Genomic DNA, 15525 nt, shown 5'->3' with positions numbered 1-15525 from the left:
ATTATCGCGACAGGGGTTGTCGCGGTGGACCAAAACCTGAAATCGATCCAGCACCGCGACGGCGGGATCGTCAGCGAGATTGCAGTTCGTGAGGGTGACTTCGTCCGCGAAGGTCAGGTGCTCATCCGCCTGGATGACGCACAGACGAAGGCCGAACTTCTGATCACGCGCAACCAGATGCGCGAGCTATCGGCGCGGCGCTCCCGGTTACTGGCAGAACGCGACGAATTGCCGGAGATCCTGTTTGCACCTGATCTGGAAACGACCGAGTTTGACGCAAAGGTCCTGGTCGAAGGCGAAACGCGCATTTTCGAGGGCAACAGAAGCAATCGCTTGAGCCAGAAAGAGCAGCTCGAATTGTCGATCGTCCAGATCAGCGAGGAGGTGAAGGGCCTGGAATCACAGCGCGCTTCGAAGCTTGAGGAGATAAAGCTTCTCGACGAGGAACACGGCACGCTCTCCGAGCTCGCCAAGAAGCAGTTGATCGAGCGCAATCGTCTTTACACATCCAATCGGGAGATGGCCCGACTTGACGGTGAGCGCGGGGAAATCGACGCGGCTATCGCCCGGGCAAGAACCCGGACCAGCGAGATCCGGTTGCAGGTGCTGGCCATCGATGAGGCGGCCCGTACGGAAGCCCAGCGCGAGTTGTCGGCGGTGGAAACCCGGCTGTCCGAACTGAACGAACGTGATATGGCGATCTCGGACCGCCTGCAGCGCACAGAAATCCGCGCGCCGATTTCCGGCACGGTCAACGAACTCAACATTCACACGGTGGGGGGCGTCGTGACCCCGGCCGAAGTGCTTGTCACCATCGTGCCGGAACACGCAAAGCTGAAGATCGAAGTCAAGCTTCCGCCGACGAGCATCGATCAGGTGGCACCGGGTCAGGTCGCGCGGCTGCGAATGACCGCCATGAACCAGCGCACCACGCCTGAGCTGTTCGGCACGGTGAAATATGTTTCTGCGGCGACGACTCGCGACCCGGCGACAGGACTCTCTTTCTATGTGGGTGATGTTTACGTCGGGGAGGAGGAACTTGCCAAGATCGGCGACAGCCGGCTTATCCCCGGAATGCCGGTCGAAGTTTACGTGACCACCGACGAGCGAACGGCCTTGTCCTATCTCGCAAAGCCGTTGACAGACCAGTTCGAGAAGGCATTTCGCGAAAGGTAGGCCGCAAGAGATGCGGATTGAAGTAAGCTACGGTTAAGTTTTGCGTAGTAATTTCGATTCGGTCTAACGCATCCGTAGCTCTGCCGCGGACGATTTGGCCTCCGATGGATGTTTACGTCGGCACGGCCGTCGCGGACGCCTTTAAAAGCCCGCTCCCGAAAAGGGGCGGGCTTCGGCGTATCCAGCGAAGCCGGAATCGGACGGGCTATGGATTGCCCGCAATAGCGGTATCAATCGCGCGCTAAATGCCCTATTAATATACCCTTATCTTGGGGTCCGTGTTTTGCATAAGATCCAAATCGGGTTGATAAATCAGCAACCGCTGCTACTGGATGGTCTAGCGAGACTAATAGCAGGGACTTCCGACATGGAAGTCAGCGCCACAAGTCTCCTTCCATCAGATGTTCACCACATTGCCAGTTCCAAGGTAGACCTTGTTGTCATTGACCCCGGGTATTCGAGTTCAGCATTTCAATCGATGCGAACACTCGGCCGCCGCGAGAACGCACCGAAAATCTTGGTATTCGCAATGGAAACGAATATCGACTACGCGGTGAAGGCCCTTGATACAGGCGCTTCCGGATATCTGCCCAGCAGTTCCAGTGCGGACGAATTGATGCATGCAATGCGAACTTTGCTGAAAGGCGACACCTTCATCAGTCCCGGTCTCGCTACCCGGATCATTTCAGCCAAGCGGGTCGCTGCAGCGCGCAAGGCTGCCGGCAACCCGATCAAGCTCAGCGTGCGCGAGAGCCAGATCGTCGAGCAGTTGAAGCTCGGCCGGACAAACAGGGAAATCGCGGGCGAACTCGGGATCAGCGAGAAGACGGTCAAGCACTACATGACGCTGCTTATGGAAAAGGTAAATGCTCGCAATCGGTTGGAAGTTGCCATGAGAGTTGGCGGACAGGAGGGCGGCGATCAAGCCGAAAATTACTTGCTGCGCCGTAAAACGGATAATCTATAGGGGAAGGGTGGCGTGGCGATGCCGGTTGGACCAGCCGATGCGCGGTGCGCCGCGAACCAGTCAGGGGCAAGCAGGTGATCGGCAGTCGGGATGAGCAAGGGGCGTTTGTGATGTATCAAGATTGGGTCGAACGCGGGGAGGCACTGATCTTCCGGTTGAAGGACTATGATTTTCGAGGGCTCTGGCTTCAGATCAGCGCGGAGCCTGCCTATCTCGCCGCTGCTGTCGTGGCCATCCTCGCTGTTTTCGTTCTTAGCCGTTCATTGCTTCTTGCGATTGCAATTGCGTGTATTGCCCCGATCTTGCTCTCTGCGTTCATCGGCGTTGCGGTGCCGCAGGAGGCCACGATCGGACTATCGGGAGTTGCATCCCTGGCAATTCTCGTCGGAGGGTGGTCCTGCCGGCGCAGATACAGGCGAGAAGTGGCGCGCTGTCAGGCGGCAGTCGAGGACAGGGCTCTGGTCCAGGAAAAACTCGACGATGAGATACGCTGGCGCATGGCGGCAGAGGCAACCACTCCGAAAGCGGCCGGCGACGCGTTACCTGAAGGTGCATCGCCGAACAGAGAATAATCTACCGAGTATTGAATGTGAGGCGGAGCCGGGCGCCCGAAGCTCCACATCGGCGGGCGGCTGCTTCACAAGCTGACTGCTATGTTCAGCAGGCGCGGCCTTGCTTCCATCATACAGTCTTGCGTGATTGCATGCACTGTCTTCAGCTGTCATATGTCTAGCAAGACCTGATTCGTTTCCTGCGTTGTCTTTGGATCACTTCCGCGCTGGAGTTTATATTCATGTCGTTTGCCATGCGTTCGATCGCCATTATCGCCCTCATCGGCGGAGTGGCCGTAGGCCCTCAGCCGGCTGCAGCCGAGACGCTTTTCCAGGCCATGGCCAAGGCCTACGAGAACAATCCTGATTTGAATGCCGCGCGCGCCGGTTTGAGGGCGACCGATGAGGGGGTAGCTGTCGCCAAATCCGGCTATCGTCCCAGTATCGCCGCGGAAGTGGTGACGACATCGACCAACGCCAGCGGCTTCACGACCAATTCCGCCAGCATCGGCGTGTCAATCAACCAGACACTGTTCGACGGGTTTCAGACCCGCAACAATGTGCGTGCCGCCGAAGCCCTGGTCTATCAGGGCCGGCAGAACGTTCGGGGCACGGAAATAGACATCCTGCTGGCCACCGTGCAGGCCTATGCCAATCTTGTCCGCGACAGGCAAATCGTGGTTTACCGCCAGCAGAATATCGCCTTCCTGCAGGAGCAGTTCTCGGCGGCTCGGGCTCGCTTCGACGTCGGCGAAAGCACGCGGACCGATGTCAGTCTGGCAGAGGCAGAGCTTGCCGGCGCTCGCGCCAGTCTGGTCGCTGCTGTGGCCCAGGCCAAGGCAAGCGCTGCGGTGTATGCGCAAATTGTCGGCTCGACACCCGGTGATCTCAAGCCGGTGCCTTCGCCGCGAAACCTGCTTCCGCGGACGCTGGACGGTGCGGTAGCCCAGGGCGTAACCGACCATCCGGTCGTGTTGGCGGCGCAATTTGGCATTGATGCCGCCGGCTATGCCGTGAAGGTCCAGGAAGGCACGTTCTTGCCCAGCGTCAGGGTCAGAGGTTCGGTCGCGGCGGCCGATGAGGGCATCGGCACTGCGCAGATCGAGGCGAGGGTGACTGTCCCGATATATCAGGGCGGCGCCGCCTCGGCGAATGTCCGTCAGGCCAAGGAACAGCTGGGCCAGCGGCGAATTCTGGTCGACAGTGCCCGCCGTTCCATAGAGCAGTCCGTGGTCACGTCCTGGAGCCAGATGGAAGCGGCGACAGCGACGATCGAGGCCAACAATGCGCAACTGTCCGCATCCAGGCAGGCCCTTGACGGTGTGGTAGAGGAACGCAGGGTCGGGCAGCGCACCACGCTCGATGTTCTCAACGCCCAGCAAACCTTGCTGACGGCCAAGGAAGCAATCTCGCAATCCGAGCGCAATGTCATTGTGGCGAGCTATTCGGTTCTTGCCGGCACCGGCAAACTGACCATCGAGCACCTCGGATTGCAGGTCGCCCGCTACCAGGTCGCGGATCACTACGAGGCGACGAAGGACCGTTGGTATGGCCTTCGCACAGTGGATGGACGTTAAAGCGTGTTCCGAAAAGTGGGAACCGGTTTTCGGAAAAAACACGCGCCAAAACAAAACCCTAAAGCACATTGCATGAATACGATTGAATGCAATGTGCTTTAGTCTGCGCCGTGCGTGATGCTGCTTTCGGAATTGAAATCGCTGAAGCGCAACTGCAGGCTTGCGCCCTGATCGTCCCAGGCATGCCGGCGTTGGATTCCGGGCAATGAAGGCAGGGGCCCCGCGCGCGATGCGAAATCTTCCCAATGCGTCATCCTCCGGCGGGTCGCGCGGCTACTTTGGCGTGTTGAGTTGGGATGCATAGAGCGCGGCTTCCACCCGGTTGCGCACGTTCAGCTTCTTGAGAACATGCGTAATGTGGTATTTGACGGTCTTTTCGCTCAGCTCAAGCTGAAGTGCGATCTCCTTGTTGCTGAAGCCGCGCGCAAGCAGACCGAGCACCTGTTCCTCGCGCTCGCTCAGTGCGACATCTTCTGTTTTTTGGTCGTGCTGGAATCTCCGTCCCAGCAGGCGTTCAACCAGTTGAGGTGCGATGTAGATGTCGCCGCGCGCGACGGTGTCGACCGCGGCGACAAGTTCGCGTCCGCCGATGCCCTTGAGGATGTAACCGCGCGCCCCGGCACGGAGCGCCTCGGAAATGCTTGCCTCATCGTCGACGATAGTCAACGGCAGGACATGAGACCTGGCGCCGTTGTCGACGATCGAAGTCAGGGCCGATAGACCACCGCCGGGCATGTTCATATCCATGAGCAAGACGTCTGGGTCATGCTCATGGGTCAACCGGATGGCGTCTTCCGCACAGGCGCCCTCGCCGATGACGTCAATTCCATGTGTGACCAGCGTATGCACGACCCCGTCGCGAAATAGCGGATGATCGTCAATGACGACGACTCGATGCTGGAACGACATGAGATTATTCCCCTCCGAACGGAATCCAGGCTGTGAGCGTCGTGCCCTCGCCCTTCGTGCTGCTGACAGTCATTGTACCGCGAATACTCTCGAGCCTTCTGCGAAGTGAAATCAGCCCAAGATGGGCGCCGAACTCGGCGCTCTGCGCTTCGGAAATCCCAGGACCGGTATCGGAAATCTGGATACGGATTGCATCCCCGAGGCCTTCGACCGTGACGGTCTGGCCACTGGCATTGGCGTGGCGAGCCGCATTGGCAAGCCCTTCCTGCACAAACCTGCACAGGCAGATGGTCACGTAGGGCTGGGTTCGCTTCGGCAGGTGCTTGTGGTGGAAGACAACCCGGCTCTGCGTCTTGGTTTCGTGTCCCCTGATCGTGGTTTTGAGGCAGTCGAGAAGATCCTGATCATCGACATTGGGCATCAGCAGACCTGCCGAGATCCGCCGTATGTCCTGGATGGCGCCATTGAGTGCGGAGCGAATGGACTCAAGATCGGAGGCGGGGGCTACGTCGTCCAGCTGGTCAAGCTTGAGTTGGGCGAGGCTGATCAGTTGCGCGGGCCCGTCGTGCAACTCGGAGCCGATTGTTCGCATAAGTCTCTCATTGCCTTCGATAACCTCGCGCGATCCCCGTTCGAGCTTGTCCTGCAACACTGCCGTCTTTTCCATTGCCTCGGAAAGTTGCGTAATGCGGGCGGCAAGCTCGTCGCGCTGGCGCCGGATCGTATGACTGCCATCGGATATGAGCGTATAAAGGCCGGCGATGATCGATGCGAGCACGACCCCCGTCACCAGCCAGCCTTGCATCTGTGCGGATCCGAGGTCTTTGGCAAGACTCGCCGCATCTTCGTAGAATTCGGCGACGGCAATGATGTCCCCGGTCCTCCTGGAAAGGATCGGCGTGTAGATTTCAAGCAATGTGGGGTGCCGCTCGAATTCGCGGAGGCTCTCTTCCTCCGGGCCGCTGAAATCGGATGTCGTCACGCCTGCCAGCGCGCCTTTCAGGGCTCCCTCTATCGGATAAACCTCGCCGATGGCATCCTTGTTGGTGCTGTAGACGATGGTTCCGTTCCGGTTCCAAACCTTCATGCTGACAACGCGCAGCTTGAGCGCCGGCGTTTGCACGATGCGGTCAAGAGCCTCGATTCGACTCTCTGACAATGAATCGTGGTTCTGGAGGCTTTGAACGAGAGGAGAAACGAGATGCGCGACATAGATTCCGGCCGATGCGGCATCGCGTGCCCTTGCGGTCTGCTCTATCTTCTCGGAGACCCACGTGCCAAGGAACACCGTGCCGACAGCAGACAGGCACAGCGCCATGATGATAAAGCGCCGCGCAAGACTCCACCGTTTCCAAGCCTCGGGCGTACCCGGCAACAATGATCGCCGGCTCGCCAAACTGTGCGCATTCACGACTGCCCCCTACCTGGTAGCTCGACTGTGACGGACTTCGGAAACAAGCACCGCCGCCACACAAGAGCCGACAATTTATAGATGTTTATATCATATTAGGTCGATTTGACCCAATTATATATCCAATGCTCAAGCAGGAACATTGCAGAGATATGCGGCAGCAGGTCAACGCCGTCCATTTGCCACTAACGGGATTATTTCAAATGCCAGACTGATCCAACGCGACGACTGTCGGGATGTCAGCCTTGGCTGTTTTATTCTCCCGGATTGGCAACAGCACGCGCACCAACACTACATCACCATCATTTGGCTCTCATCAGCCAGCAGTTGACCGATGAAATGCACCAGCAGCCGGCGTGTCTTCGGAGTTTCTCGATGCTCGAAAAGATACAGGCTCTGCACATCGCCAAGCGGCAGCAGCCCGTCATGCACCGGCACAGAGGTCTGGGTCTGGGTCAGAAGCGCCCGAAGATGCGACGGCGCGTTGTCTGGCTGATCAGCTTTGTGGTGGTAACGCCCCGGTGTCTGTGGAGCCAGTTCTTCGAAGAAAGCGAGAATATCGGCAGTCACGTCATCATCGGCGTTGGCCTGAACCAGGAGAGACGCGCCGGTGTGCTTGCACCAGATAGTCAACAGGCCGGAATCAAGTCTGCGCGCCTGGATCTCTGACATCAGAAGATCCTCGATCGGCACAAGCGACTTGCCTTGGGTTCTGATCATCATGTCGAAAAACAACTGCTGCATCATGCCATCCCCACAAATGGGCCGTTTTCTCTGCCGCGTCAGCCTTTCAGGCCCGCCCGGAAGGACTTCGTTGCATCAACTGCGCCGGCCTCGACAAAACGGGCATCCGACCCGACCGTCACCAGATCCATGCCCCAGCCTGCGGCTTTGACGGCATAGGCGGAGGTGCCGCAATGAAGCCCGCAGCGGATGCCGGCCTCGGATGTCTTGCGACGAATGAGAGCGATCAGTTCCACCAGCTCTTCCACCTCGGGATCAAAGCGCGCCGGGTGGCCGTAGCTGAGCGCCAGATCGCTGGGGCCGATGTAAATACCCGAGAGGCCCGGCACGGCGATGATCTCGTCGAGCGCCTCCACGGCTGCGCGGGTTTCGATCATGGCGAAAGCCAGAACCGAAGCATTGGCCGAAGCAACGGAGTATTCTCCTGGCCAGGCGAGGCGCGCCCGCACCGGGCCGAAGCTGCGTCCGCCTTCAGGCGGATAGCGGCACGCCTTGACCAGACGCGCCGCCTGGTCCGCGGTCTCAATCATCGGCGCGATGACGCCCATGGCGCCGGCATCGAGCACCCGCATGATGATGGCCTCGTCCAGCCACGGCACACGTACCATTGGGGACGACCCGGAGGCCTCGATGATCGGCAAGAGCGTCAGCAGGTCGTGGTAATCCGCAGTCCCGTGCTGCAGATCGACGGTCAGGGAATCCCATTCGGCCGCGGCCATGGCCTGCGCAGTTATGGCAGATGGAGCAGCGATCCAGCCATTGATGGCGCATTGTCCATCAGCCCAGATCCGGTGCAGCGAATTGACAGATTGGGTCATGATCTCAAACCGCCATCATGTGGGTAAGCTTGGTGTTCTGGTAGTCGCGGATCGCCTCGCGCCCGCCCTCGCGGCCCATCCCGGAATGATCGACGCCGCCAAAGGGCGCCTCGGCATGGGCAATCATGAAGGTGTTGATCCCGACCATGCCCGCATGCAATCCGCGCGACAGTGCCTCGGCCTTGCTCTGGCTGCCGGTAAAGGCGTAGGCCGCAAGACCGTAAGGCGTGGAATTGGCGCGCTCGATGGCTTCATCGAAATCGGAAAAACTTGCGACAGGCGCCACAGGCCCGAACGGCTCTTCCGACATGATGGCCGCATCGTCGGGAACATCGCCCAGAACCGTCGGCTCGAGGAAATAACCGCTGTTGCGCCCTTCCGGCCGTTTGCCGCCGGTAACGAGACGGGCGCCCTGCTCTTTGGCATCCGCGATCAGGCGTTCCACCTTGTCGCGGCCTGAGGCCAGCGTCAGCGGCCCCATGGTCGTGGCCATGTCCTGGCTGTCGCCCAGCACCAGCGCCTCCGCCTCGGACTGCATCTTGCTCAGGAATCTCTCCGACACGCTTTCCTCGACATAGAAGCGATTGGGCGCGATGCAGACCTGCCCGGCGTTGCGGAATTTGAACAGCGCACATTGGGTGGCTGCTGCCTCGACATCGGAATCCGCGCAGACAACAACGGCGGAATGGCCGCCCAGCTCCATCGAGCAGCGCTTGACGGTCTTGGCGGCCTCACTCATCAGCATCTGCCCGACCCGGGTTGAGCCGGTCAGCGAAATCTTGCGCACCTCATTGGCGGCCATGATCGGCGGCGAAACCTGTTCTGCGCGGCCCAGCAACAATTGCACCACGCCCGCCGGCACGCCGCCTGCAACACAGGCCTCGGCAATCAGCGTGGATGTCATCGGCACCTGTTCGGAGGGGCGGACAAGAATGACATTGCCGGCAGCCAGTGCAGGCGCGATCTTGCGCACCGGCAAGTTGACCGGAAAATTCCAGGCGGTGAAGGCGGCACAGATGCCGACCGGCTCATGTTCGGTCAGAAGCCGCCCGCCCTGGCGCGAGGCGATGACATCGCCAAACAACCGCTCGGCCTCCCCGGCAAACCATTCGAATTGCTCGATCGCCGCGCCCACCTCGCCGGCGGCCTGGGAGATCGGACGGCCGATCTCCAGCGACAGCGCGGTGGCGATGGCCTCCGTGCGGGCACGCATTTCAGCGGCGACGGCGCGCAGGATGCGGCCCCGCTCCCATCCATGCACTTTCGACCAACTGGCCTGGGCCGCGCGGGCAGCGGCCAGCGCCTCGGCCACATCGTCAGGCCCGCAGGCGGGCTGCTCCCACAGCGTCTCCCCATTGCAGGGATTGATCACCGGGATGGCATCGGCCTGCCCACGAGTTCGGAACTCGCCATTGATCAGAAGTTTCGGCTGTATCTTGCTCATGTCATCACCTGTCGGTCAGAGAATGTCCGGCTCGGGCGCGGACGCGCCAAATCCGGTTTCCAGAAAATCGAAATCACAGCCCTGATCAGCCTGCAGAATGTGCTGCGCATAGACCCAGCCATAGCCGCGCCCGGCCTTTGCCGCCGGCACGGACCAGTTAGCGCGGCGGCGGGCCAGCTCGTCCTCGGGCACGTCCATGTCAATGCGTCCGGCGCGGGCATCGACAACGATGATATCGCCGGTCTGCACCAGCGCCAGCGGCCCGCCGACATGGGCTTCAGGCGAAACATGCAGGATACAGGCGCCATAACTGGTTCCGCTCATTCGCGCGTCCGAGATGCGGACCATGTCGCGCACGCCCTGCTCCAGCAGATGTTTGGGGATCGGCAGCATGCCCCATTCGGGCATGCCCGGTCCGCCTTGCGGCCCTGCTCCGCGCATGATCAGCACCGTGTCGGCAGTCACACCCAGGGACGGATCATCGATCCGGGCCTTCATCTCGGCATAGCTGTCGAACACCAGCGCCGGACCGCGATGGTTCAAGAGCCGCGGATCTGCAGCCGACGGCTTGATCACCCCGCCCTGCGGCGCGAGATTGCCGCGCAGCACCGCCATGGCGGGCTCCGAGGACACCGGATTGTCGAGACTGCGGATCACATCGGGCAGATAGGTTTCAGCTCCGGCGATTTCGGCGCCGAGGGTCTGCCCCGTCACCGTTGCCGCCGTGCCATCGAGCAGGTCGCCCATCTGTGCCATCAACGCCTTCAGCCCGCCGGCATAGAAGAAATCCTCCATCAGGTAACGCTCCCCCGACGGCCGGATATTGGCGAGCACCGGCACGCGATGCCCGGCGGCATGGAAATCATCCAGCGTCAGCGGGAATCCTGCCCGCCGCGACAGAGCGATCAGGTGGATGATGGCATTGGTCGAACACCCCATCGCCATGGCGACATTGAGCGCGTTGTCGAACGATGCACGGCTGAGCACATGCGAGGGCCGCAGATCCTCATTGACCATCTCGACGGCGCGGCGGCCGCAGGCGGCGGCCATGCGGATATGGTTCGCATCTGCAGCGGGAATCGAGGAGGCGCCGGTCAGGCACAGGCCCAGCGCGTCCGCCAGCGCAGTCATCGTCGCGGCCGTGCCCATGGTCATGCAATGGCCATAGCTGCGCGCAATCCCCGCCTCGACGCCCTGCCATTCCTCAAGTCCGATCTTTCCGGCGCGGCGGTCGTCCCAGTATTTCCAGGTGTCGGCGCCCGAGCCCAGAACCTCGCCGCGCAGATTGCCGCGCAGCATCGGACCGGCCGGCAGGAATAGGCAAGGCAGATCCATGCTGATCGCGCCAAGCAGAAGCCCGGGCGTGGTCTTGTCGCAGCCTCCCATCAGAACCGCCCCGTCGACGGGATGCGAGCGCAGCAGCTCTTCGGTCTCCATCGCCAGAAGATTACGGTAAAGCATCGTCGTCGGCTTGACGAAATTCTCGCTCAGCGACAGCGCCGGCAACTCGATCGGGAAACCGCCGGCCTGCAGCACGCCGCGCTTCACATCCTCGACGCGTTGCCGGAAATGGGCATGGCAGGGGTTGATATCGGACCATGTGTTGAGGATGGCGATGACCGGTCGGCCCTGCCAGTCTTCCTTGGAATAGCCCATCTGCATGAGCCGCGACCGGTGCCCGAATCCGCGCAGATCATCCGGTTCAAACCAGCGTGCGGAGCGCAATGTCCTGGTCATTGTGATGCCGTGACCCCGCCGTCTATATAGACCACCTGGCCGGTCATGTAGCTGCCGGCCGGGGCGGCGAGGGTGATGACCTGGCCCGCAACTTCGACCGGGTCTCCGATGCGCCCCAGCGGGTTGCGCTCCAGCATGAATTTGCGAAACGCCGGATCATCGAGATGGGCGCGGATACGATCTGACTGTATGAATGTCGGCGCGACCCCGTTGACGGTGATGCCATGCGGCGCCAGTTCCATGGCGTGCTGTTTGACCAGCATCACCAGCCCGCCCTTGGTCGAACAATAGGCCGAATAGCCCCGGTTGCGCAGCGCCATTTGCGAGCGCACGGACAACAGATGGATCTGCCGACCGCCTGCGCCGCGCTCGATCTGGTCCCGCGCCACGGCTTGCGCCAGGAACATCGCTGACTTGAGGTTGACTTCATAGACCTCGTCAAAGGTCTCTTCGGTCACCTCCATGATCGACTGCTCGCGCTGGATGCCGACGCAATTGACCAATACATCGATCCCGCCCATCAGCCCGACAGCCTCGGAGGTGGCGCGCATGATGTCTGCGACATTGCTGGCGTCGAGCGCAATTCCGTGAGCCGTCGCGCCATTGTCCGTCAGCTTCAAGGCCAGCGCTTGAGCCTTGTCCGGCGACGGCCCCGCGATCGTTACAATAGCCCCGCGGCGCGCCATTGCCATGGCAACCGCTTCACCGATTGCACCATAGCCACCAGGCAGAAAGACCCGCAGCCCCTTCACATCGAACAGTCGGTCAAGCCGGTCGGTGTCAACTGCGGGCGTGAGGCTTGTTGCCTGATTCATGCTGTGATCTCCAAGCCTGCAGCCTGATAGACACTTTCCATGAGCCGCAATGTTTCAAGATTGTCGAGACGATCGGTCTCGAATGCTGTTTCCTCGCGCAGCCCCTGCACGAAGCCCACCATCACCGTGTCAAAGCACTCCTGATAGCGGCCCAGCAGGTCCACCTCCTCGGCAGCGTCTTCGGCTCCCACCAGGTAGGTCCTGTTCAGCTCCATCACGATGGTGCCCTTGCTGCCGATCACCTCGAGGCGGTCGCCATGCAGCAGCGGATAACCGGGCGCGACAAGGCAACCGTCCGCAGTTGCAATAAACCCGTCTTTCCCTTCGAGCAGGATCGCCGCCGTGTCCTCGCCGGGCAACCCGTCGGCCAGACGGTTGAGCCGCGCCGAGACCACTTTCAGCGGCCCGCAGAGACAGCGCAACACATCGAGATGGTGGATCATCGTTTCGAAAACCAGATTGCGGCGGAAGCCAGACAGGTATGGCTGGCGTTCGATCAGGAAGGGTACATCGCCGTCCCGCGCGCACAGACCGGACCCACGGCAGGAAATCTGCGCATGCCGGACTGTGCCGATGCGATCCTCCGCGATCCAGCGCCGCACGGTCATGTAATGCGGCCGGAAACGGTAATTTTCATGCACCATGAAGCGCACCCGGTCACCGACATAGGCGATCAGCTCTTCGGCTTCAGCAACCGTTTCGGTCAGCGGCTTCTGGCACATGATGTGGACGCCATGATCTGCCGCCAGCCGCGCAACCGGCGCATGGGCTCCGACCGAAGCGGCGATGTCGACCACGGCAAATCCGCCCTGTGCGAACATCTCGGCCGCGTCACTGTGCAGACGCGTGACACCGAACTCTGCCCCGCGGATTTTTGCCTTTTCCATGTCGATATCGCAGAGTGCTATGATCTCGGCGCCGGCTGCCTGCCAGGCCCTCAGATGATACAGGCTGATGAGCCCGCATCCCACCAGTGCAACACGCAAGCGCTCAGCCATCATTGCCTCCAAACCGGCCATAGCCGTAAAACCAGACGCTGCCGCCGCTCATCGACGTCCGCAGACTGTGAACGGCCCCGGCCGGGATCTTCACCAGATCGCCCGCGCCACATTGGGCCACCTCTCCGGCGACCTCGATCTCCACCTCTCCTTCGGCCACGACGACGAATTCATCGGTGTCATGGGTGAAATCGGCCCAGACCTGTCCGGCGGGATCGCGGAAAACGCCAAAGGAAAACCCCGGAAAATCCGCGATGACATCGCCTTGGGAAACCGGCAGCCCATAGGCTCCTTTGTGAAACACTGTGCTCATGCTGCGCACTCCGTCAGCAAATCGCCCAGATAGGCCCGGGCCGGATCATGAGAAATCAGCGAGGCGTAGTCCGGCAGAGGCGTCACGCTGCCCTTGTTGACGAACACGAAGCTCTCGCAAATCTCTTCGACAATCTCGAGATGAAACCGCTCATTGGGATGAACGCAGAGAAACACCAGCCGGCCCTCGTCACGCAGACGCCGGAAGAAATCGAGCATGAAGCCGATATAGCCGTCCTGGGTGTTGAACTGTGGCTCATCGAAAAGATGCAGCATCGGATAATCCGACCCTGCCTGTTGCATCAGCATATTGGGCTTGAATGAGCGGAAATGCCGGACCTGGTAGGATTGGTGATAGTGGATCGCCAGCCGGTCGCGCTGATCGGTGCGCACCTTGTGAATGTTGCGGCCCGCAACCCTGATCTCCCCGGATGTCGGCGCATTGGAGCCGGTGATCAGCTCGAACAGGGTGGTCTTGCCTGATCCGTTCGGCCCCATCATGCCGACAATGCCCGGATTCTCGACGGTAAAGTCCGCCGTCAGCCGGAATGTCGGCGTCCGGTCAAACCGGCTTTTGGTGTAGATTTTTTCCAGGTTCTTGACGTCCAGCATCGCGGTCATCTCTTCACATCCCTATCAGGCGTCGGCGCATCGGCGCGTTGTCGAGAAGCTCTTGTGCTTGGCCTTCATGCAGGATCCGCCCGCGATCCATCACATAGACCCGGTCGGACACTTCCAGCGCGGCCAACGCATTCTGCTCGACGATCAGGCTTGAAATGCCCGCAGCCTTCAGCCGGGTGACGGTCCGCATCACGTCCTGCACGATTTTCGGGGCGAGGCCCTGGCTCGGTTCATCCAGCAGCACCAGTCCGGGCGAGCCCAGCAGCGCCCGGCTGATCGCAACCATCTGCAATTCACCGCCCGACATGTTCTCGCATTCGCGGCTGAGCAGATGCTCCAGCGCCGGAAAGATCTCGATCACCTCGTCCTCGGTCCAACTGCGGAACCGGGTCTTGCGGGTGCCGAGCGCCAGATTGCGCTTGCCATTGAGCGACGGAAACACGCGACGGTCATCGGGCACCCAGGAGATCCCGAGGCGCGATATCTTGTGGGTGGGCATATGGGTCAGCTCGTGTCCGTCAAAGCTGACACGACCGGAGCGTGGCTGCGACAGCCCCAGGATCGAGCGGATCGTGGTGGTCTTGCCGGCGCCGTTGGGGCCCAGCAATGTGACAACTTCGGCTTCGCCGACCTCAATGCTGGCACCGAACAGCGCCTGCGTCTCACCGTAAAATGTTTCGATATTGTCAACTTGCAGCATCAGGCCACCTCCCCCAATGCAGAGCGCGCCACCCATTTGTTGGCTTGCAACCTGGCCGGGGTGTTTTCGTCGATGACCTGGCCCCAGTGAATCACCGAGATCCGGTCTGCAAGATCAAACAGGAAGCGCATGTCGTGCTCGATCAGCACGATGGTGTAGCGGGCGCGAAGTTTGCGGATCAAAGCCGCCAGCGCCTGCGTGGCATCGCTGCCCAGCCCGGATGTCGGTTCATCGAGAAACACGATGCGCGGTTCCGGCGCCAGCGCCACGGCAATCTCAAGCGCCCGGCGCTCGCCATAGGGAAGCTCCGCCGCCTTTTCCCAGGCCCGGTGGACAAGGCCAACCTGATCCAGCACCGCCATGGCATGCTCGATCAGCCTTGTGTTGCTGAAGACATCGCGCAACGGGTTGAGCCCGTGTTCGCGAAACTCCTTCAGCGCCAGGATGACATTCTCGATCACGACGGTGTCATCGAACAGGTTCATGATCTGGAATGAGCGCGAGATGCCGAGCCGTGCGATCTGGTGCGGCTTCTTGCCGGTGATGTCCCGCCCTTCGAAGGTGATGCGTCCGCCATCGGGCTTGTGATGGCCGGTCAGCACGTGGAAACAGGTTGTTTTCCCGGCGCCGTTCGGACCCATGATGCCGTGGACGCTGCCTTCCTCGATGGACAGGCTGATGTTTTCCAGAACCACACGGGCACCAAAGCGTTTGCGAAGGTTTTCTGCGGTAAACAGCGCCATGC

16 protein-coding genes are annotated in these 15525 nt (G+C 60.9%); 4 read left to right on the top strand and 12 right to left on the bottom strand.

Annotation, left to right across the window (positions count from 1 at the left end; translation table 11 throughout):
• The 4 genes from OEG82_RS24195 to OEG82_RS24180 form a co-directional block, all read left to right on the top strand.
• The coding region (locus tag OEG82_RS24195; RefSeq protein ID WP_267615168.1) for an HlyD family type I secretion periplasmic adaptor subunit at window positions 1-1176 on the top strand (1176 nt) is incomplete at its 5' end.
• A gap of 283 nt (window positions 1177-1459) precedes the next feature.
• The gene (locus OEG82_RS24190) at window positions 1460-2143 is read left to right on the top strand and encodes a response regulator transcription factor (RefSeq protein WP_324289011.1); all 684 of its coding nucleotides are present in this window, start codon (window positions 1460-1462) and stop codon (window positions 2141-2143) included.
• A 74-nt stretch (window positions 2144-2217) separates the two neighbouring features.
• A complete protein-coding gene (locus tag OEG82_RS24185) occupies window positions 2218-2715 on the top strand; it encodes a hypothetical protein (RefSeq protein WP_267615166.1) in 498 nt (165 codons plus the stop codon).
• Window positions 2716-2936: 221 nt separating this feature from the next.
• Window positions 2937-4271 (top strand): TolC family outer membrane protein, encoded by a 1335-nt coding sequence (locus OEG82_RS24180; protein WP_267615165.1) that lies wholly within the window; start codon window positions 2937-2939, stop codon window positions 4269-4271.
• A gap of 273 nt (window positions 4272-4544) precedes the next feature.
• On the opposite strand, the gene OEG82_RS24175 is transcribed toward OEG82_RS24180, so the two are convergent.
• The 12 genes from OEG82_RS24175 to OEG82_RS24120 form a co-directional block, all read right to left on the bottom strand.
• Entirely contained in the window at window positions 4545-5180 is a 636-nt protein-coding gene (locus OEG82_RS24175; protein ID WP_267615164.1) for a LuxR C-terminal-related transcriptional regulator, read from the bottom strand.
• Between the two features lie 4 nt (window positions 5181-5184).
• Window positions 5185-6591: a sensor histidine kinase gene (locus OEG82_RS24170; protein ID WP_267615163.1), complete on the bottom strand. Its 1407-nt coding sequence runs from the start codon at window positions 6589-6591 to the stop codon at window positions 5185-5187.
• Between the two features lie 291 nt (window positions 6592-6882).
• Entirely contained in the window at window positions 6883-7335 is a 453-nt protein-coding gene (locus OEG82_RS24165; RefSeq protein WP_267615162.1) for a secondary thiamine-phosphate synthase enzyme YjbQ, read from the bottom strand.
• A 38-nt stretch (window positions 7336-7373) separates the two neighbouring features.
• Window positions 7374-8153, bottom strand: a complete 780-nt coding sequence (locus OEG82_RS24160; RefSeq protein WP_267615161.1) for an HpcH/HpaI aldolase family protein — start codon at window positions 8151-8153, stop codon at window positions 7374-7376.
• A 4-nt stretch (window positions 8154-8157) separates the two neighbouring features.
• Window positions 8158-9597 (bottom strand): NAD-dependent succinate-semialdehyde dehydrogenase, encoded by a 1440-nt coding sequence (locus OEG82_RS24155; protein WP_267615160.1) that lies wholly within the window; start codon window positions 9595-9597, stop codon window positions 8158-8160.
• Window positions 9598-9612: 15 nt separating this feature from the next.
• Entirely contained in the window at window positions 9613-11334 is a 1722-nt protein-coding gene (gene araD, locus OEG82_RS24150) for an L-arabinonate dehydratase (protein ID WP_267615159.1), read from the bottom strand.
• Complete coding sequence (locus tag OEG82_RS24145) at window positions 11331-12149, bottom strand: SDR family NAD(P)-dependent oxidoreductase (protein ID WP_267615158.1); 819 nt, start codon at window positions 12147-12149, stop codon at window positions 11331-11333. Before OEG82_RS24145 ends, araD begins: the two co-directional genes overlap by 4 nt.
• Window positions 12146-13147 (bottom strand): Gfo/Idh/MocA family protein, encoded by a 1002-nt coding sequence (locus tag OEG82_RS24140; RefSeq protein WP_267615157.1) that lies wholly within the window; start codon window positions 13145-13147, stop codon window positions 12146-12148. The genes OEG82_RS24145 and OEG82_RS24140 overlap by 4 nt, the downstream gene beginning before the upstream one ends.
• The gene (locus tag OEG82_RS24135) at window positions 13140-13460 is read right to left on the bottom strand and encodes a cupin domain-containing protein (protein WP_267615156.1); all 321 of its coding nucleotides are present in this window, start codon (window positions 13458-13460) and stop codon (window positions 13140-13142) included. Before OEG82_RS24135 ends, OEG82_RS24140 begins: the two co-directional genes overlap by 8 nt.
• On the bottom strand, window positions 13457-14080 hold the full coding sequence (locus tag OEG82_RS24130) for an ATP-binding cassette domain-containing protein (RefSeq protein ID WP_267615155.1): 624 nt from the start codon (window positions 14078-14080) through the stop codon (window positions 13457-13459). The genes OEG82_RS24135 and OEG82_RS24130 overlap by 4 nt, the downstream gene beginning before the upstream one ends.
• 4 nt (window positions 14081-14084) lie before the next feature.
• Window positions 14085-14780: an ABC transporter ATP-binding protein gene (locus tag OEG82_RS24125; RefSeq protein WP_267615154.1), complete on the bottom strand. Its 696-nt coding sequence runs from the start codon at window positions 14778-14780 to the stop codon at window positions 14085-14087.
• Window positions 14780-15523 (bottom strand): ABC transporter ATP-binding protein, encoded by a 744-nt coding sequence (locus OEG82_RS24120; RefSeq protein WP_267615153.1) that lies wholly within the window; start codon window positions 15521-15523, stop codon window positions 14780-14782. The genes OEG82_RS24125 and OEG82_RS24120 overlap by 1 nt, the downstream gene beginning before the upstream one ends.
• Window positions 15524-15525: the final 2 nt, after the last annotated feature.

It is taken from the genome of Hoeflea ulvae (genome assembly GCF_026619435.1).
GTDB classification, from domain to species: domain Bacteria; phylum Pseudomonadota; class Alphaproteobacteria; order Rhizobiales; family Rhizobiaceae; genus Hoeflea; species Hoeflea ulvae.
Note: the sequence above shows the minus strand (reverse complement) of the source record. Positions and strands in the feature narration are given on the sequence as shown.